At 56.2% G+C, this 18450-nt stretch carries 17 protein-coding genes and 1 riboswitch; of the genes, 9 read left to right on the top strand and 8 right to left on the bottom strand.

Annotated features, from left to right (window positions below):
• Window positions 1-120: 120 nt before the first annotated feature.
• Window positions 121-234: riboswitch (TPP riboswitch) on the bottom strand.
• Between the two features lie 105 nt (window positions 235-339).
• The 3 genes from aerA to AACX78_RS01830 all read right to left on the bottom strand — a co-directional run bounded on the left by aerA (window position 340) and on the right by AACX78_RS01830 (window position 3102).
• Window positions 340-1818, bottom strand: coding sequence for a beta-barrel pore-forming toxin aerolysin (gene aerA / locus AACX78_RS01840; protein WP_034524475.1), 1479 nt, complete (start codon window positions 1816-1818; stop codon window positions 340-342).
• A gap of 301 nt (window positions 1819-2119) precedes the next feature.
• Window positions 2120-2599 carry a hypothetical protein gene (locus tag AACX78_RS01835; RefSeq protein WP_159165214.1) on the bottom strand — a complete coding sequence of 160 codons (480 nt, stop codon included), beginning with the start codon at window positions 2597-2599 and terminating at the stop codon, window positions 2120-2122.
• A gap of 86 nt (window positions 2600-2685) precedes the next feature.
• On the bottom strand, window positions 2686-3102 hold the full coding sequence (locus tag AACX78_RS01830; RefSeq protein ID WP_059168861.1) for a hypothetical protein: 417 nt from the start codon (window positions 3100-3102) through the stop codon (window positions 2686-2688).
• 90 nt (window positions 3103-3192) lie between these two features.
• On the opposite strand from AACX78_RS01830, the gene AACX78_RS01825 reads away from it, so the two are divergent.
• Both AACX78_RS01825 and AACX78_RS01820 read left to right on the top strand, forming a co-directional pair.
• Window positions 3193-3861, top strand: a complete 669-nt coding sequence (locus AACX78_RS01825) for a response regulator transcription factor (RefSeq protein WP_159165213.1) — start codon at window positions 3193-3195, stop codon at window positions 3859-3861.
• A 41-nt stretch (window positions 3862-3902) separates the two neighbouring features.
• Window positions 3903-5162 (top strand): sensor histidine kinase, encoded by a 1260-nt coding sequence (locus AACX78_RS01820; RefSeq protein ID WP_159165212.1) that lies wholly within the window; start codon window positions 3903-3905, stop codon window positions 5160-5162.
• A gap of 70 nt (window positions 5163-5232) precedes the next feature.
• Here AACX78_RS01820 and rimK read toward each other — a convergent pair whose 3' ends face one another.
• On the bottom strand, window positions 5233-6129 hold the full coding sequence (rimK, locus tag AACX78_RS01815; RefSeq protein WP_005316298.1) for a 30S ribosomal protein S6--L-glutamate ligase: 897 nt from the start codon (window positions 6127-6129) through the stop codon (window positions 5233-5235).
• A 239-nt stretch (window positions 6130-6368) separates the two neighbouring features.
• The gene (metH, locus tag AACX78_RS01810; protein WP_159167422.1) at window positions 6369-10061 is read right to left on the bottom strand and encodes a methionine synthase; all 3693 of its coding nucleotides are present in this window, start codon (window positions 10059-10061) and stop codon (window positions 6369-6371) included.
• Window positions 10062-10279: 218 nt separating this feature from the next.
• On the opposite strand from metH, the gene AACX78_RS01805 reads away from it, so the two are divergent.
• The 7 genes from AACX78_RS01805 to AACX78_RS01775 all read left to right on the top strand — a co-directional run bounded on the left by AACX78_RS01805 (window position 10280) and on the right by AACX78_RS01775 (window position 16562).
• On the top strand, window positions 10280-11557 hold the full coding sequence (locus AACX78_RS01805; RefSeq protein WP_021141116.1) for a cation:proton antiporter: 1278 nt from the start codon (window positions 10280-10282) through the stop codon (window positions 11555-11557).
• Between the two features lie 467 nt (window positions 11558-12024).
• Complete coding sequence (locus tag AACX78_RS01800; protein ID WP_021139540.1) at window positions 12025-12201, top strand: hypothetical protein; 177 nt, start codon at window positions 12025-12027, stop codon at window positions 12199-12201.
• A gap of 154 nt (window positions 12202-12355) precedes the next feature.
• Window positions 12356-13588, top strand: coding sequence for a tyrosine-type recombinase/integrase (locus AACX78_RS01795; RefSeq protein ID WP_212591125.1), 1233 nt, complete (start codon window positions 12356-12358; stop codon window positions 13586-13588).
• 5 nt (window positions 13589-13593) lie between these two features.
• A complete protein-coding gene (locus AACX78_RS01790) occupies window positions 13594-14628 on the top strand; it encodes a hypothetical protein (RefSeq protein ID WP_159165211.1) in 1035 nt (344 codons plus the stop codon).
• A gap of 113 nt (window positions 14629-14741) precedes the next feature.
• A complete protein-coding gene (locus AACX78_RS01785; protein WP_096117747.1) occupies window positions 14742-14927 on the top strand; it encodes a helix-turn-helix transcriptional regulator in 186 nt (61 codons plus the stop codon).
• Window positions 14928-15323: 396 nt separating this feature from the next.
• Window positions 15324-15899, top strand: coding sequence for a YagK/YfjJ domain-containing protein (locus AACX78_RS01780; protein WP_159165210.1), 576 nt, complete (start codon window positions 15324-15326; stop codon window positions 15897-15899).
• A gap of 105 nt (window positions 15900-16004) precedes the next feature.
• Window positions 16005-16562 carry a hypothetical protein gene (locus AACX78_RS01775; protein ID WP_159165209.1) on the top strand — a complete coding sequence of 186 codons (558 nt, stop codon included), beginning with the start codon at window positions 16005-16007 and terminating at the stop codon, window positions 16560-16562.
• Window positions 16563-16912: 350 nt separating this feature from the next.
• Here the strand turns inward: AACX78_RS01775 and AACX78_RS01770 are convergent, their stop codons facing one another.
• From AACX78_RS01770 to AACX78_RS22145, 3 genes are read right to left on the bottom strand one after another with little or no spacing between them, the layout of a single operon-like run.
• A complete protein-coding gene (locus tag AACX78_RS01770) occupies window positions 16913-17278 on the bottom strand; it encodes a 50S ribosome-binding protein YggL (protein ID WP_159165208.1) in 366 nt (121 codons plus the stop codon).
• Window positions 17275-18006, bottom strand: coding sequence for a hypothetical protein (locus AACX78_RS01765; protein ID WP_159165207.1), 732 nt, complete (start codon window positions 18004-18006; stop codon window positions 17275-17277). Before AACX78_RS01765 ends, AACX78_RS01770 begins: the two co-directional genes overlap by 4 nt.
• A gap of 39 nt (window positions 18007-18045) precedes the next feature.
• Window positions 18046-18240: an ATP-binding protein gene (locus AACX78_RS22145; RefSeq protein ID WP_407704527.1), complete on the bottom strand. Its 195-nt coding sequence runs from the start codon at window positions 18238-18240 to the stop codon at window positions 18046-18048.
• Between the last annotated feature and the right edge of the window lie 210 nt (window positions 18241-18450).

Raw genomic sequence — 18450 nt, 5'->3', positions numbered from 1 at the left:
TCCCCCTGATGGACAAGGCGACAGAACAGGATGGCAGGCTCCCTCTTGTGCGCTCTGGCTTGCCGGTCGGATCACTCCTCTCGGCGAGCGGGGAAGCTTGTTCCTCCCCGGCGCGGCAACCCACTGGTTACCCTTGTTTCCCTTCGCAGGTGCTAGCCTGATCAGGTTCCACGGATCCCGAATTAACGGTCTCAGCCTTGCATCGTTCGACGGTTGGCACTCCGACAAGATGGCGCCAGTATAAGTGGGGAAATGGAAAGCACAAGCCTTTAACAAGACCGACCAGTGCAAACAACAACCGGGCCATGGGCCCGGTTCTCTTAATGCAACACACTGCCATTATTGGTTGGCAGCAGGGGTCACGCTGAGGCTGACATTGTTGAAGCCAAGCCCTGAGAGCTCTTGTGCATCGAGCGGGATCTCCAGTCTCAGACCCTGACCGGCACCCAGGTTGCGAGCACGGCTCGAGTGGCTGGCGGCAGCGACCGGCACGGGAGCGCCGATTTCGATGTTGCCGGCAAACTGGCTCTCGGCACTGAAATCACCGGTGATCCCGGCCCGCACCGGGCGCAGCACCCTGGCCAGGTTATTCTGCATGGTAGGCAGACCGTTCTGCTGTATGGTCCAGTTCCAATCCCACCACTTCACTTCACCCGGGATATAACGCTTGTCCCATTGGTAGCGGATACTGCTGGCCTTGTCCTTGTATGGCCCTATGACGAAGGTGTGGTTCCAGTTCGGACGGTTGTCCGGATGGGTATACCAGGCATTACCGCCCCAACGCAGGAAACCGCTCAGGGTCAGGTCATAGCTGACATCGGCCTTGAACTCGTAGGGGTAGGAGATGTCGGCCTTGTAGAGCTCTATCTTCACCGGGATCTTGGAGTGGGCCGGCACTGTCGGGCGCACGGACTGGGACAAAGAGGTGGTGGTCGAGCCCCCGTTCTGGGAGGCCCAGGACTGGTTGGCAGCAATCTCGATGGAGAGCTCGGTTTCCCCCACCAGCGGCCACTTGAACTTGTTCTTGGTGGTCACCTTCTCGCTCAGGCCATAGGTGTTGGTCTTGGACCAGTTGGTGGCGGTGTCGTAGCGCAGGGTGACGTCATAACCGGATTGAGGCGTGTCGCTGTCGTTGATAGCCCAGCCCACCACCGTCTTGACCAGTTGGCGGTCGGACTGGGTCACATCGCCATGCTTGAAACTGTCAGGATCCAGGTTGTAGGCAAAATTGCTCACCTTGATGGAGGTCTTGTCACCACAGCGATAACCGTCGCAGCCACCGTCATTGTTGCCACGGATCACCCAGCCATCGCCATCACGGGTCACATCCATGTCTTCGCCGACATATTGACTGTGATTTCCCCCTACCCAGGCATAGCCGAGATAATGGGCCAGATAACTGGTTGGTTTGATGAAATTCGCACTGTCATGTACCAGCCGCCATTGCACATCAACTTCATCACCATCTGGAATATCCAGGGCAGACAGAGTCGGTATTTCCCCGGTTGCAGGATTGGTCGGATAACACCAGGTATTGGAGGCTGAGCCTGGTTTTATTTCACCATTATACCCCGGCCCCATAATGACCCAACCGTTGGCGAGCCCGCTTATTTGCCATTGTCCCATCATGCCGACAATATTGCTTTTGACGCTCTGCGCCTCTTCTCGATTGAGGGGGCGATACTTGTCGCCACAGACCTCTTGGCCCAATGAAAACAGGCGAAGCTGGTCTGGATAGACGGGCTCTGCCGCTTGCGCCTGTGCCATCAGCAGGCCGGATATGATTAATGACAAGCCAGTTATTTTTAGTTTTTTCATAGCAACCCCAATATATTAAACACTGACATGCATTCACCCGATTTATATATCAACGGGCAGCATGTGAGTATGACAGTACCAGTCGCATTAATTTCATTATGCGATCAAGCCCACACTTTAATATATAAACAAAATTAACCAGAAGATTAATTCAGCACTATTTTATATTGAGCAATATAATATCAGAGCATGCACTCTATTATTTTATTCGTCACTTAATCATATTTAAGAACATCTTAAAAAAGAGAACTCTAATTTAGCAATTTAAATATTCCCCAATTAAGTGAGCAAGGCCTCGCCATTATTTCGGCTCATCCTCCGGATTCGGGATCAGTATCTCGGTCACGCGGCCCGTCTCGTCACGGGTCAGCACCAGGGTACGCCCCGGTTGCAGATCGGCGGGGCTGCCGTTGAGCCAGCGGGTACCGGCATCAAATGTCATTGTGCCCAGCCCCTGCAATTGCAGCGCATGGCCCGTCACGGCGAGCAAGGTTCCCTCCGCCCGGCGCCACTGGGCAGCCGGTTCTGACTCAGGCGCGTGTCCATAAAGGCGAATATGTTCGGCGACGCCGTTGCGACTCAGGATGGCGAGCTTCATACCGGGCTTGAGGTCGGAGAACTGACGCACCCCGGCCAGTGCGGCGCTGCCAAGCTCCAGCTCGGCCCCTTGAAATTGCAGCCGAATGCCATCGTTGTGTTCCAGCTCCACCTGCCAGAGCTCGCCATCGATGGCAAGGGTGCAGAACGGCAGAGCCAGCAGCAGGAGGGAGGTGCGTGTCATGACAGAAGGCCCATGGTCAAACCCTGATGAGGTTTAACTATGGGCCTGGGCGGGCAATTTTTCCGGTCGCCAGAAGCGCCTGCTGCTCAATCATCCTGGCGGCAACGACTCAACCGCATGCCGTCGAACTTGCACTCCAGCTCCAGCCAGCGCCCTTCGAAGGGAGCCAGGCTGTTATCCGAGGTGACATAGCCCCAGATCCGTCCTTGCGCCACCGGTCCCTCCAGCTCCATCTCGTCCTCTTCGTCCAGCGCCTCAACCTCGCGGATCACCCTCACCCCTTCCTCAACCACCCCTTCCAGATCGACCCAGCGGCCACCGAGATCGTCCTCGCTCAGCCCATCCTTGAAGCGGGTCCCTTCGTCGAGCACGAAGGGGATGCCGTTGACCATCAGCTGGCCCAGTTGCCAGGTGGTGCGGCCGGTCAACTTGAACTCGGCCGACTGCGCAGTGCCAAGTGGCAACAATATAAACAGCAGCAGAGCGCACAGAGACTTCTTCATCAGGGATCCTCGGGGTTACACTGCCACACAGGATGCCTCGTCCAGTGTGAGATGACCGTGAAATATCGGTCAAAACCAGGAGATCAAAACATGAAAATACTGGTGGTGGAAGACAATCCCCAGGTAGCGGAAACCATCATGGATTACCTGGAGCTGGCCGGGCACAGGCTGGACTGCGCCTATCACGGTCAGGCTGCCCTGCAACTGCTGGCCGAGCAGCGCTTCGACGTCATCATCATGGATGTCATGATGCCGCGTCTGGATGGCCTCTCCACGGTTGAGCGACTGCGGGCCGATGGCATAGCGACCCCTGTGCTGTTTCTCACCGCCCGCGACAGTCTGGATGACAAGCTGGCGGGCTTTCGGGCCGGTGGCGATGATTATCTGGTCAAGCCCTTCGCCATGGAAGAGCTGGAAGTGCGGCTGCAGGCACTGGCCCTGCGTGGCCCCCGCAGCGACATGGGGGCCCTCAGCGTGGGCGAGCTGACGCTGGATCCCGCCAGTGGCCGCGCCACCCGCGCCGGAGTCGAGCTCAAGCTCGGCAAGATCCCGTTCCAGATCCTCACCCTGCTGGTGCGCCGCGGCCCCCATCTGGTGAGCCGGCAAGAAGTGCTGGAGACAGTCTGGGGGGATGAGGAGCCTGACTCCGACGCCCTGCGCAGCCACATCTATGCCCTGCGCAACGCCCTCGACAAACCCTTCCCTACCCCCATGCTGGAAACCCTCCACGGTCAGGGCTATCGACTGGTGACATCATGACCACACCCGGAGGCCATGACCCATCACCATCAGGTGATTCAATGAACCAGCCAGCCGGAGGCCGTGATCAGGCACAACCGGATACCCAGGTCAGCCTGCCCAGTTTGCGCCATCGCCTGATCCTGACCCTGAGCGGGGCGGGCATGCTGCTGCTGATCATCATCAGCCTGTTGATGGTGGTGGCCGAAGACAAGATGGAAGAGTTGAGCCTGCGTCACTGGCTGGAAGCCGAGGTCACCCGCTACAACGATGACTGGCTGCAGCTCGGCATGGCGGCCCCCGCCCCCAGTCCGCGCCAGTTCTCCAGTTACTGGACCGAAGCGGGCCGACTGCCAGCCTGGCTCAAGCCCTATCAGAGCCCGGGCTTCTTCGAGCACCAGCTTGGCGAGGAGGACAAGCACTTCCTGGTGCGGCCCCATCCCTCCGGTCAGGGACTGCTCTATCTGGTGTTCAACGACGACGCCGACGACTATCTGGATCCTTACGAAGATCAGCTGCATCTGGCTACCCGGCTGATAGGCTTGACCCTGCTGATCGCGTGCATCGGTTTCGGCATCTGGCTGGTGCGCCACATCACGGGGCCACTGCAGCGATTGCAGCAAAGGGTCGCCCACCTCACCCCGGATCAGGCGGATTTCGTGCCCGATGCCCCCTGGCAGGAGTTGCGGGAGATCGAGCTGGCACTGCTGACCGGCAAACACGAGGTGGCCGCCGTGTTCGCCCGCGAGCAGGAGTTCAGCCGTTTTGCCAGCCATGAGCTGCGCACCCCCAACATGGTGATCCAGGGGTCGGCAGCGCTGCTCGGCAAGGTGACGGACTTGCCCGCCCCCGCCGCCCGTGCCACCACCCGCATTCGCGCCGCTGCAGACGAGATGGCGCTGCTCACAGAGACCTTCCTGCTGCTGGGTCGCAAGGAGGCGGTGGAGCGTTCGTTGCAACGGGTAGAACCACTGATCCGGCAGGAGCTGGTGCGCCTCGCCCCGCTGTTGCAGCGAGAGACGCTCGATATCAGGCTCACCCTGGACGAGGCAAGCGAGGTCAATGCCCCCCTCTCCTTGCTCGCCATTGCCCTCGGCAACCTGCTGAAAAATGCCTTGAGCTATGCCGAGGGGCATATCGAGATCGAGCTGTGCGGGCCCGTGCTTACCATCAGCAACCCGACTGCGGCCGCGCCGGATCAGATCCTCGGCTACGGCTGTGGCCTCACCATCATACAGCGCATCTGCGAGAAGCTCGGCTGGCAGATAGACACCCGGCTGGAGGCTGGCGTCTTCAGCGCCAGACTGGAAATGCGGGAATAACCGACACGCAAACAACACAAGGCGCCCGAGGGCGCCTTGTGTTTATACCGCTATGCAAGCCGTCAGCGGCTTATTCGGCAGGCTTGTTCTTGCGGCTCGCCTTGAGTTCCAGGAACTCGATGATCTTGCCAGCCACATCCTTGCCGGAGGCGGCTTCCACTCCTTGCAGACCAGGGGAGGAGTTCACCTCCAGCACCAGAGGACCGCGAGCAGAGCGCAGAATATCCACACCGGCCACATCCAGCCCCATGATCTTGGCCGCCTGCACTGCGGTGGCCCGCTCTTCGGGGCTTATCTTGATCGCCTCGGCAGTGCCGCCACGGTGCAGGTTGGAGCGAAACTCCCCCGGCTGGGCCTGACGGCGCATGGCTGCGACTACCTTGCCATTGACCACCAGACAGCGAATGTCGGCGCCGTTGGCCTCGCGGATATACTCCTGCACCAGGATGTTGTTGTTGGTCTGGATAAAGGCCTCGATCACGCTCTCGGCCGCCTTGTGGGTCTCGCACAACACAACGCCAATTCCCTGGGTGCCTTCCAGCAGCTTCACTACCAGAGGGGCGCCCCCCACCATGGTGATGAGATCCGGCACATCATGGGTGCTGTGGGCATAGCCGGTGATGGGCAGACCTATGCCGTGGCGCGACAACAACTGCATGGCCCGCAGCTTGTCGCGGGAACGGGAGATGGCCACAGAGCTGTTGAGGGCCATGGTGTTCATCATCTCGAACTGGCGCAGCACGGCGGTGCCGTAAAAGGTGATGCTGGCGCCGATACGCGGGATCACGGCGTCGTAACTCTCCAGCTCTCGTCCTTCGTAATGAATGGAGGGGCTGTGGGAGGCGATATTCATGTAGCAGCGCAGGGTGTCGAGCACCTCTACCTGATGACCGCGCGCCTGCGCCACCTCGACCAGACGGCGGGTGGAATAGTTTCTGGGCTCACGGGATAAAATGGCGATCTTCATGACAATTCCGCTAGAAGGCAGTGCCTGGGCAGGATGGGGCGGGAGAGTATAAGGTGCCACAGCGCCAAGACAACGCCAATTGTTTCTCCTGACAACAAGACAAACCACGCAGAACTGCACACTGCAATCCCGTTGTCACCGATATGTCAAACGGCAGCCCTAAGCTGGTCTGTCCACCAGCCCAAGGATGCCGCCGTTTCTCGTCAAAGATCAACCAATGTCACTCGGGAAATCGGGATTCAGTTCAGGTTCGGTCCCAGCCAGCGTTCTGCTTCCGCCAGGGTCATCCCCTTGCGGGCGGCGTAATCTTCCACCTGATCCTGCTGGATCTGCGCCACCGCGAAATATTTGCTGTCGGGGTGGGAGAAGTACCAGCCTGACACGGCCGCCCCCGGCCACATGGCGTAGGATTCCGTCAGCTTCATGCCGATGGCCTGCTCCACGCCCAGCAGCTCCCAGATGCTGCCCTTCTCGGTGTGCTCGGGACAGGCGGGGTAACCGGGCGCCGGGCGTATGCCGCGGTAGTTCTCGCGGATCAGATCCTCATTGCTGAGGGCCTCGTCGGCTGCATAGCCCCAGTGCACCTTGCGCACCTGTTCGTGCAGATACTCGGCGAAGGCCTCGGCGAGACGGTCGCACACCGCCTGGATGAGGATGGCATTGTAGTCGTCATGATCCGCCTTGTAGGCAGTGGCGATGGCCTCTTCCCCGATACCGCCCGTCACCGCGAAGGCACCGATCCAGTCCGGCTTGCCGCTCTCTTTCGGTGCCACATAGTCCGCCAGACAGTAGTTGGGGAAGCCCTGCTTCTCGCTCTGCTGACGCAGATGGTGCAGCACCTTGCGCACCTCGCTGCGCGACTCGTCGGTATAAACCTCTATGCTGTCGCCGATCGTGTTGGCCGGAAACAGACCTATGATACCGGCGCAGCGCACGCTCTCGTCCTGCTCCAGCTTGTCCAGCATGGCGTTGGCATCGGCAAACAGCTTGGTCGCCTCTTCACCTATGATCTCGTCTTCGAGAATGCGCGGATACTTGCCCGCCAACTCCCAGCTGAGGAAAAACGGCGTCCAGTCGATGTAGGGACGCAGCACCGAGACGGGCACGTTCTCAAACGTCTGTACGCCCGGCTCACGGGGGGGCGGCGGTTGATAGTTCACCCAGTCCAGCTGCTGCCGGTTGGCGCGGGCATGGGCCAGGCTGACCGGCTTGGATCTCGGCTGCTTGCGGGCATGCTGATCCCGGGCGACCTCGTACTCCTTGTCGATGCGGGCGACAAACGCTGGCTTGAGTTCCGGGTTCAGCAGGCTCTGGGCCACCCCGACGGCGCGCGACGCGTTCGATACATAGACCACGGGTTCGCTGTAGTTCTGCTCTATCTTGACCGCTGTATGGGCCTTGGAGGTAGTGGCACCACCGATCAAGAGCGGCAGCTTGAAGCCCTGACGCTCCATCTCTTTGGCCACGTGCACCATCTCGTCGAGAGACGGTGTGATCAGGCCCGACAGCCCTATGATGTCCGCTCCTACTTCACGGGCAGTCTTGAGAATGGTCTCGCAGGAGACCATGACCCCGAGATCCACTATTTCGTAGTTGTTGCACTGCAACACCACCCCGACGATGTTCTTGCCGATGTCGTGCACGTCACCCTTGACGGTGGCGAGCACTATCTTGCCGTTGCTGTAGCCGCCCTGTTTCTCGGCTTCGATGTAGGGTTGCAGATAGGCCACAGCCCGCTTCATCACCCGGGCGGATTTGACCACCTGAGGCAGGAACATCTTGCCCGCGCCAAACAGATCGCCGACCACGTTCATGCCGTCCATCAGGGGCCCTTCGATCACGTGCAGCGGCTTCTCGGCCCCGGCCCGCGCCTCCTCGGTATCCTCTTCGATAAAATCCGTGATCCCCTTGACCAGAGCGTGTTCCAGCCGCTTGCCCACCGGCCAGCTGCGCCACTCCTGATCCCGCGGATCCTCGGCCTGGGCACCGGCACCACGATACTTCTCGGCGATGGCCAGCAGATCCTCGGTGGCACTGTCACTCAAGTTGAGCACCACGGCCTCGACCTTCGCCTTCAGCTCCGCCGGTATGTCTTCATAGATGGCGAGCTGACCGGCGTTGACTATACCCATGTCCATGCCGTTCTGGATGGCGTGGTAGAGGAAGACAGCGTGGATGGCTTCGCGCACCGGTTCATTGCCGCGAAACGAGAAAGAGACGTTGGAGACACCACCGGAGATCATGGCATGGGGCAAATGGGTCTTGATGTCCTTCACCGCCTCGATGAAGTCCACCGCATAGTTGTTGTGCTCGTCGATGCCGGTCGCCACCGCGAAGATATTGGGATCGAAGATGATGTCTTCCGGCGGGAAACCCACCTGATCCACCAGGATCCGGTAAGCCCGCTGGCAAATCTCGAACTTGCGGGTGCGAGTGTCAGCCTGGCCCACCTCATCGAACGCCATGACGATGACGGCGGCGCCATAGCGACGCAGCAGTTTGGCCTGCTGGATGAATTTCTCCTCCCCCTCCTTCATGGAGATGGAGTTGACCACAGGCTTGCCCTGCACGCACTTGAGGCCGGCTTCCAGCACCTCCCACTTGGAGGAGTCGATCATCACCGGTACCCGGGCGATATCAGGCTCACCGGCTATGAGGTTCAGGAAGCGCACCATGGCCGCTTCGGCGTCCAGCATCCCCTCGTCCATGTTGATGTCGATGATCTGGGCGCCGCTCTCCACCTGCTGCTTGGCCACATCGAGGGCTTCGTCGTAGAGCCCCTCCTTGATGAGACGCTTGAACTTGGCGGAACCTGTGACGTTGGTACGCTCACCCACGTTCACAAACATGGAGTCCGCCGTGATGATGAGGGGCTCGAGACCCGACAGGCGGCAGGCGACCGGCAACGTGGGCAAAGTGCGCGGCTTGATGCCTGCCACGGCATCAGCCATGGCGCGGATATGGGTCGGGGTGGTGCCGCAGCAGCCGCCCACCATGTTGAGAAAACCGCTTTGGGCCCACTCGCGGATATGCTCCGCCATCTCGCCCGCGTCGAGATCGTACTCGCCGAACGCATTGGGCAGACCGGCATTGGGGTGGGCGCTCACAAAGGTCTCACTGATGCGCGACAACTCCTCCACGTACTGACGCAACTCGTCGGGCCCCAGCGCACAGTTGAGACCGAACGAGATGGGTTTGACATGGCGCAGGGAGTGATAGAAGGCTTCGGTGGTTTGACCGGAGAGAGTACGCCCCGAGGCATCGGTGATGGTGCCGGAGATCATCACCGGCAGGCTGTAACCCAGCGCCTCGAACACCCCTTCCACCGCGAAGGCCGCCGCCTTGGCGTTGAGGGTATCGAAGATGGTCTCGATCAGAATGAGGTCGGCGCCCCCCTCGATCAGGGCATGGGTCGACTCCGTATACGCAGCCACCAGCTGGTCATAGGTGACATTGCGCTTGCCGGGGTCGTTCACGTCCGGCGAGATGGAGCAGGTGCGGTTGGTGGGGCCCAGCACACCGGCGACAAAGCGAGGTCTGGCGGGGTTCCTGGCCGTCCATTCGTCTGCCACGGCACGGGCCAGCCTGGCCGCCTCGCGGTTGATCTCGGCCGAAAAATCTTCCATCTCGTAATCGGCCATGGCGATGCGAGTGGCGTTGAAGGTGTTGGTTTCGAGGATGTCGGCCCCGGCGGCGCAATACTGATCGTGGATCTCGCGAATGATCCCGGGCCTGGTCAGCACCAGCAGGTCGTTGTTGCCCTTGATGTCGGTGTGCCAGTCGGCAAACCGCTCACCGCGATAATCCGCCTCGCCCAGCTTGTAGCCCTGGATCATGGTGCCCATGGCCCCGTCGATGATCAGGATCCGTTCCTTGAGACAGGATTCCAGTTTCTTTGTTGGGTCCGACTTTATGCTCGGCTTTTCGTTCAACACCGCTCGCTCCTCTTACATCCATGCAACTGCGTGAAGGTCATCCTAGCAGCAAACAAATTAAATGGAAATCTAGCCGTCTATCTGTCCATGGCGGAGTCCACAATAACCGACGGATACTCATAAATGGGTAATGAGTAACATGTGACCCCAGAGTACCCTATGCCGGTCCTCAGCGAAGGATACGTGCTTGCTGTTTACTAACGAGAAAAATAACCATGAGCGTCTACTACACACTCTGCTTTTTGGCAGCGTTGGCGATCCTGATCGCCTTTGCCAACCAGTATGTCGTGAAGATCCAGACCACCATCGCCATCACTGCCGGATCCATGCTGATTTCCGCCCTGATGGTGCTGTTTGGCAAACTGGGTTGGTTCAACCTTGAGCCCCTGGCCATCGAAACCATGAAGAGCATCGACTTCCAGAATTTCCTGCTGAAGGGGATCCTGGGCTTCCTGCTGTTCGCTGGCGGCATCGGCATCAACCTCAAGGCCTTGCGCAGCCAGAAGTGGGAAATCACCATACTGGCGATCTTCTCCACCCTGCTCTCCACCTTCCTGATCGGTTACGGCTTCTGGTTCATCGCCAAGCTGCTGGGCTGGGAACTGCCGCTGGTCTATTGCCTGCTGTTCGGGGCCCTGATCACCCCCACAGACCCCATTGCCGTGCTGGCCATCGTCAAGAAGATGCAGGCTCCCCCCCAGATCGCTATCCAGATCGAAGGGGAATCCCTGTTCAACGACGGTACCGGTCTGGTGATCTTCGCCACCGTCTTTGCCGTGGCGTTTGGCGGCGTTGAACCGACCTTCGGCAGCGTCGCCGGTCTGTTCCTGCACGAGGCCCTCGGCGGCATCTTGTTCGGCGCCGTGCTGGGGCTGCTCGCCCACGTGATGATCAGTGCCACCGACGATGGCTCCCTGGAGCTGCTGCTGACCCTCTGCATCCCGACGGCCGGCTTTGCCCTTGCCAACATGATGGGAGTCTCCGGTGCCTTGGCCATGGTGGTCACCGGCATCATGATCGGCAACTGGACCCGTCACTCCGGCTTCTCCGAGCAGAGCAGCCACTATCTGGATCACTTCTGGGAGTTGATGGACCAGTTCCTCAACGCGCTCTTGTTCCTGCTGATCGGTCTGGCGCTGGTGCTGCTGGATCTCGCCTGGCGTGACTGGATCCTGCTGGTTATCGCGGTACCGCTCTGCCTGGCGGCGCGCTTCATCAGCGTCTCTGTCCCCTTCATGGCCTTCCGCCGTTTTCGCACCTACAACCGTTTCACCATCCGCATCCTTACCTGGGGCGGCTTGCGTGGCGGTCTGGCCATGGCCATGGCGCTGGCACTGCCTTCCGGTGTCATGATGATACCCGAGCACAACGTCGATCTGCGTCAGGTCATACTGGTGATGACCTACTCTGTGGTGATGTTCTCCATCGTGGTGCAGGGCATGACCATTACACCCATGATCACCGCCGCCAAGAAGGCCAGCGGCGACTACTGAGTCACCGTCTGACAGTGATTGACCTGCTGAAAAAGGGCTCCCGACGGGAGCCCTTTTTATCTCGGAGAACACGACAAAAACGGATCTGGCACAAAATCACCAAATAATTGTTTGCTTTTTATTCATATCGAGGAGAGAATGCGCGCCGGCTAGTTAATCAGCCCTGTTTATGTTTACCCTGCAATGCTTCACTCACGATGAATCCTGTCAGTATCCGCATAACCTCCCTCTGATTTACTCGCCTCGAGAACCGTCAGGCTGTCTGCCTGCGTTGCCCGGCTCTCACGGCGCAGACTCGCTCTGCCCACCCAATTTGATTTATGCATCAGCATATTCCTTGATAGTGCAGACGCCCCTGACAGGGCTGGGTATTCCTGCGCGCTTGTTGACCACAAAGTCAACCGCGTCCATTAACCTGACATTTGCCAACACAAGGAGCAAACACTTAATTTATATAGAGAAATACCATGATGAAAACCATACATACACACAAACCCCTGCGTCGTAGCAAACCCATCAACCTGCCTGTACAAGAGCAGGATTCCGATGCGTTCCTGATCCAGTTCAGCACCCGCTTCAGCGGCGGTTTCGCCATCTCCTGTGATGGTATCGCTGGCGAGTTCTCCATCGAAGACCTCAACTGACGTTTCATCTCGTCCAAAGAAAACCCGCCTTGCCTCCTAAAGCCCCATGATATATAAGGCCCAATGAGAATCGCCGTCCTATCTTGTGATAGGTTGTGATATCAGTTAGGGATACATATGTGGGGTTTTTTATGGGGTTTAGTGGGGTTTTGAAATGGCATTAGGGATCACTGCGCTCAGAAAAATGCTGGGCACCAAACACGATGGCCCCAAACCGATTCGGAAAGTAGATCGTGGTGATGGGCTTAACGCTTTTTGGCATCCGAGTGGAAAGGTGAGCTTTGTTTTCCGCTATCGCTTCGATGGAAAGAACCTCGAAGTCACCCTTGGGAAGTTCACGGACAACAGTGCGGGGATCGACGTTGATGAAGCCAGGCGAAAAACGGAGCAATGCAAAGGATGGCTCGCGGCTGGCCACAACCCTGCACTGATGCTCAGGCTGGCCAAAGAAGAACGGCTAAAACCAGTAACGGTTAAAGATGCTATGTGTTACTGGCTGGATAACTACGCCGCCCAGAACAGAAAGAACGCCCACAAAATCAGGCCACTATTCCAAAAGTGGCTCTTTCCCAAGATCGGTGACTTGCCACTGGTGGATTGTGAAACCAGACACTGGCTGACTGCATTTGATGAATGCAGTAAACATGCCCCTGTTTCATCTGGCATGCTCTTCCAGATCTCAAAACAGGCGCTGAAGTATTGCCGTGTTCGGCGTTACGCTGTCTCTGAGGCTCTCAATGATCTGACCATTGCGGATGTGGGTAAGAGAGGTGGAAAAAGAGATCGGGTACTGAGCATGACAGAAGTCCACTCACTCATGGATTGGATCAAAAACCCCTCTTCCAACAGCTATTACCGTGCGCTGGCACTCTTACTGCTGACTTTTGGCTCCAGAACTCGAGAAGTGCGAGAATCGCATATTACGGAATGGGACTTGTCTGCTGGGACATGGACAGTGCCAATCGAACACTCCAAAGCTAAACGTAAGATTGTTCGTGCCATACCAGAACAGATTAAGCCTGTGATAGCCGAACTCATAGCCAACGCGAAGCGGGACAAAACTCACTATCTGCTTGGCCAGCTAAAGAAATTGAATACTGTGTCCACCTATGGCCACAAGTTATCAAAGAGGCTTGGCCATACCCCCCACTGGACCTTCCATGATCTGCGACGTTCTCTAGCCACCCATCTCACCGCAGCAGGCATTGCGCCTCATGTTATCGAGATCATCTCAGGCCATAGCCTCAAAGGTGTAATGAGCCACTACATCCATGATCATCGACTGTCAGAGCAAAAAGTAGCTCTGGAACTATGGCAGTCAATTATCTGGAACAGCCCCACCAACACCAATATCATCCCGTTCAATCACGCTGGTGGACGATTGTAGTAATCATGACAAGAAACATTTTACTGGATAGGGACTACCTCAAAATCTCTCGGGCTGCGACCATAGTGGGTTGTGAGATCGACGATATCATCCATTGGGCAGCCAATCAGAAAACCACGCTTTTTTTGATGCTGAAAGAGGCTGAATGTGCCGTCATCATACGTAATCTAATTCCAATACAGCCAAATGACTCCCTCGATAAACAGATGGAATATCAGGCCAGGCTGGTCAGGGCTACGCTGAAGATTACTGAGGGAGAATTTGGACTCGCGCAACTCAACTTCAATGATGTGCGTCCGAAAAAGCAGCTTGGTGACGTCCCCATGTTTTACCGCTTCAGCTACGGCGGGGTTACTTTTCCATTGACCATGATGGCCAAGGCATCCGGACTCTGGGCTGTGGGACACAGCTTTACCAAGCAGCTTGAATCTCATGGGGCAGTGGATTTCCGCTCCTTCTTTTTGAAACATGGTTATTTGCTTAACATTGATAACCCGATTGAAGGCTTCCAGGTCTCCATTGTACCTGTGACCTCTATTGAAAAACCTGCGGTCCCAGATCATCGTGTATTGCCGGAACATCTGTGGTTGACTCATGAAAGCATGCAGCGATTACTCGGCAACACAGCCCAACATTCAGCCATTCAACGCTTACAACCGCTGAACAAGCCCCAACGATACTCACCTAAAAAACATGCCATGCTCTGCTTTCTGACCGAGTTGCTGGTGGAACGGGACGATGCACTGGCCACCATCGCCTTTGAGCAGCATTCCCTCATATCCTCGAACTATCACCAGCTGGTCACCGAGCTCGGTCACGCCCTGCAGTGCCCTGCCGAGGAGCTGATCCGGCAACTTCTGAGCCGGTGCGCTCACTCCTCGATAGCCTTTCTCTTTCTGGTCAACAAACAGTTCGAGGAGTGGTCGAACACAGCGATTGCAGAAGCAATACAAACGCTAATGGACTCAAGAGAGCGGGATCAAATACAGTGCCAATTGGCCAGCATTGACAAAAACACCATCCAAAACTGGTTAAATTAAAATCAATCACGGTGAGTTAACTTAACTCACCGTGATTTAACCTTTGCTCACCTCACATCTGAAAATAAATCCGGGAAGATGCACCCATCAAATCCAATGAGACGAGGTGAGTAATGATTTCTCAAAAAATCCTTTCTATTACAGCAATTTGTGAACTGGTAGGTCGCAATCGTCGCACCCTGTGGGCATGGGTGCGCGATGGCGTTTTTCCTGAACCCATCAAGATTCACGGCAAAACGGTGGGTTGGCCTGAATCGGTTTACCAGCGGTGGCTGGCCGAGCTGATGGAGGGCAAATAATGGCCAAATCGCCATTTTGCTATCGCACTTTGGCAGCAGCAGATAGCGGTACTCTTCAACCAATACTCAAACATAAAGACCTGCAGCGAGTGCTGGGGTGCTCAAGAACGACCATCTATCGCTGGATCGCACTGGCCAAGCTCCCCTCTCCCCTGAGACATAATAACGGGCGGATCATGGGGTGGACAAAACAACAGATTGAAGCCCTATTAACACAACGCTGAATAAAAAAGAGGAGGCAATCGCCTCCCTTATTTGGTACTTGATGTAACAAAGTGGAACATTGAGGCCGTTTTTTCCTTAAACAGAAATGCCTATTGCAGAGCAATCCGGCCATAAACGACGGGGGAAAGCTGCGATCCACTGCTGCCCAAATCGCTAGGATATTAATAATATATGCCCGATTTTAATAATGATTCTTCTTTATCATTACCCTTTAACTATGAGTATCAAGGCTATGCTTGGGCGGTCATCAAAAGCTTTCATATCAGACGAGAGATAATGGATGGAATTTTTCAAATTATGGAAAAATTCTTCAGTAAGACAAGCAAGCTCACGGCTATTCGCTTGGAGTTAAAGATGAAGCAATGGACAAAGGATAACCGGCCGATCAGCCAATTTTGCCAACAGTTAAAATGTCAGTTAATCCATCATTATGGCCAGATTTACAATGGTTATATCTGGGTCAGAGAACAAGGAAAGTCCAAAGCCCAGCACTACCACTTGGCACTACTACTTGACGGGCAGAAGGTTAAACACTCAGACACGGTTTACCGTATAGCTAAAGCAATGTGGACCTATGGCAATCTTTCCCTACCTGATAACCCTTTTTATCACGTTCATCGTGATCGTCTGGATGAACACAGGTTGCTGATTTACCGCTTGAGCTATTTGGCCAAGGCTGAAACCAAGGGGGAACGGCCACCCGCCGTCAAGGATTATCAATTCAGTCGCAGTATCAGGGTAAATTAAGCAAAGACAAATAGAAGGTATTCTCCAAAAATACCACACAGGACCGGACAGCCAAACTAAGGGATATTCTAATCAGCAAACGGAAGTTTACCAAAGGTCTATTGGATGAGTGCAGAAGAGAACGAGGAAAACGAGTGGCACGCCATAGAGGAAAGCTTACGCCTCATGTATGGTGATAACGCATACCAGCGTATGACAGAGGATGAGTGGTGGAGGTATGACTATTGCGGACGGCGCAAGAAGCTGGAAAGACAAATAGAACGTCAAAGAATAACGATTGTTAAACCGTTGGTGTTCCCCTCTATTTTCGCTGACCCAAAAACTGTGGCTAAGATAAATCGGCAAAACGGGCAACGCTCCCGGTGGCTTATGGATAAATTATCCAGAAGCATTGCCCTTGAAGATATGGGGCCGATTGATAACGTGACGCACGTTGTGACCAAAATGTCCTGGCATCCCCATCATGCCCACATTTGGGCAGTGGCAACCTACCCCGGAGTAACCAGTCAACAATTGACGGATTACGTGGGAGTGGCCAGCTCAAACCACAGAATGGTGTTTCGGCGTTTGAACAATGACCTATACCACGTTGGCTGGCAGTGCGTCTCAAGTCCGATAGGCTACAAAAACGAGCCGTGGGGCTGGTACCTGGAAAAAATCTGAGACCTGATCACCGGAGATGATCAGGTCTATCTGATCAGATCAACCTTGCCTGATCCGAGCGCAATCTGATCAGATCAGCCTTACCTGATCACCTATCCCTAGAAGATGGCAACGAGCAAAGCCACGTCCTGTCTAGGGTTGGTAATGATCATGGTGATTTGAGTGGTAAGGCCGCAGGCGTGTATATCTGCCGCTCAACGCCCGTCAAAAAATTTGGTTGTCTCGTTACGGGTGATCACATACGCGATCAGATGATTCCCGAGATCGAAACCCGACGCGCCAAAATTAGGTGTATTCCTTGGTTTTTTGTGGCTATTGCTCTCATGCCGAGATGCTCCATTGCCACCAGCTCACTCCTCCCAGGGACCGTGCCAGGCATCGCTCAGCTCGGTACATTGGATACAGGCAAAGCCGGGCTGGTTATCCAGCCACTGGCGGGCGCGCTCCCGATCAACTTCGCCGAGGGTACCCCGCTCAAAGCTGACCAGATAACCCGACAGGATGTCTGAATCTTCACCGCCACCACCGCCAAAGCCCCAGCCCTGGGACTCGACAAACTCGATCCAGTGATCGAGGGCCTGATCCAGAGTGTGGCGCAGGCTATCGAAGCGGAAGCTGATGGTAAAGCCAAGCTCCTGAAACTCCCCGACGCGCAGCTTCTTGCGCAGACGGCGGGTGCGGGGTTTGGCCTGCTGTTCTGTGTTCAGTATTTTCATGATGAACCTTGTGGTGATGGCGTCGAATGCTCGGGGGCGGCGATATAACCCTGCTTTGAATGAGTCTTAAATTGCTGGAAAGCCAGCCTGAGCGTGCCCGTGTCCACCAGCCCCTTCAGATACTGCTGCCGAATGGATTGCGCGTCTCTCTCGACGATGTTGGCGAGTGCCGAGATGGAGACAAAATGCCCCTGACAGACCCGGAGCAGTGCGGCCTCCATGGTGTTGCGATCCAGGCGCTTTTTCTGGCGTGGCTCCCAGGCCAGCTGGAAGAGCTGCTGCCGCATGGTTTCGCTTAGGTGAGCCACATCATCGATATAGGGGGCGTCAAAATGCTCCGAGATTAGTCGCCCGTGCGGATCTCTGGTGGCGTTATCCGTAGAGCCCTCGCCGCTATGTGTGGAGCTGCTATCTTCCATCTCTGGGGATGAGGAAGCAAAAGAGAATACCTCATTCGGCGTAGGGAGAGAGACACCATGCAGGGTATAAATCTTTTGCTTGAACTCACCACTGGCCGCCAAAAAACCTCTGTGCTCAAGGCGCGGTAGCGCCAGGGTCACTTCACGGGAGTGTTGTGTCGTTAACTGGCAGGACCGCTCATGATTGACCCCCCCCTCGACGGTGGCAGTAGTCACAATCAGCTGCTCGAAAGCATCGAGCCGGTTGAACTCTTCACCAAACATTCTGAACAACTGGGGCCGAGTCTCATCGAGAATCAGGCTCGCCAAGGAAAGCTCCAGCAAGGTCTGTGGCAGCGAGTCTTTCTCTCATAGCTTGGGAGGCCGCCAGTTGGCCGACCTCCACCCACTGAAAATCTTCGGCATACCAGAACCAGCCCGTTCCCCCAGGCCGATCAGCAGAAACATCTGATGCAGCAGTCGGTTTCGGCAGTCTGTATTACCACCCGCAATCACATCTTCCAGGGGGATGCGCATCAGACCAGGATTGCGAAATCCGAACATGTCGGGGCGTTTGACCACCAGCACGGAGGCACATTCCGAGTAATCGGCATGGACTATTATCAGACCCAAGCGCCTGAATGTTGCGTTCTTACCTGCCGGGTACCAGTGGCGTGTGCTCTGCTCTTCGGTTCATCGTATTTCGGGCTCTCTGCCAATTCCTCCATCCACGCGTTTTGTGCCGCCTTTACGTCAATGCCGTGTACGCAGCAA

Source organism: Aeromonas sp. 9A (assembly GCF_963900955.1).
GTDB classification, from domain to species: Bacteria; Pseudomonadota; Gammaproteobacteria; order Enterobacterales; family Aeromonadaceae; genus Aeromonas; species Aeromonas salmonicida.
This window is presented reverse-complemented; position numbering and strand designations above follow the sequence as displayed.

Coding starts and splice junctions, on each gene's coding strand:
- AACX78_RS01795 (WP_212591125.1), top strand. CDS start 12,356: ATGGCATTAGGGATCACTGCGCTCAGAAAAATGCTGGGCACCAAACAC.
- AACX78_RS01790 (WP_159165211.1), top strand. CDS start 13,594: ATGACAAGAAACATTTTACTGGATAGGGACTACCTCAAAATCTCTCGG.
- AACX78_RS01800 (WP_021139540.1), top strand. CDS start 12,025: ATGATGAAAACCATACATACACACAAACCCCTGCGTCGTAGCAAACCC.
- AACX78_RS22145 (WP_407704527.1), bottom strand. CDS start 18,240: ATGTTCGGATTTCGCAATCCTGGTCTGATGCGCATCCCCCTGGAAGAT.
- AACX78_RS01825 (WP_159165213.1), top strand. CDS start 3,193: ATGAAAATACTGGTGGTGGAAGACAATCCCCAGGTAGCGGAAACCATC.
- AACX78_RS01785 (WP_096117747.1), top strand. CDS start 14,742: ATGATTTCTCAAAAAATCCTTTCTATTACAGCAATTTGTGAACTGGTA.
- aerA (WP_034524475.1), bottom strand. CDS start 1,818: ATGAAAAAACTAAAAATAACTGGCTTGTCATTAATCATATCCGGCCTG.
- AACX78_RS01770 (WP_159165208.1), bottom strand. CDS start 17,278: ATGAAAATACTGAACACAGAACAGCAGGCCAAACCCCGCACCCGCCGT.
- AACX78_RS01830 (WP_059168861.1), bottom strand. CDS start 3,102: ATGAAGAAGTCTCTGTGCGCTCTGCTGCTGTTTATATTGTTGCCACTT.
- rimK (WP_005316298.1), bottom strand. CDS start 6,129: ATGAAGATCGCCATTTTATCCCGTGAGCCCAGAAACTATTCCACCCGC.
- AACX78_RS01805 (WP_021141116.1), top strand. CDS start 10,280: ATGAGCGTCTACTACACACTCTGCTTTTTGGCAGCGTTGGCGATCCTG.
- AACX78_RS01835 (WP_159165214.1), bottom strand. CDS start 2,599: ATGACACGCACCTCCCTCCTGCTGCTGGCTCTGCCGTTCTGCACCCTT.
- AACX78_RS01820 (WP_159165212.1), top strand. CDS start 3,903: ATGAACCAGCCAGCCGGAGGCCGTGATCAGGCACAACCGGATACCCAG.
- AACX78_RS01780 (WP_159165210.1), top strand. CDS start 15,324: ATGCCCGATTTTAATAATGATTCTTCTTTATCATTACCCTTTAACTAT.
- AACX78_RS01775 (WP_159165209.1), top strand. CDS start 16,005: ATGAGTGCAGAAGAGAACGAGGAAAACGAGTGGCACGCCATAGAGGAA.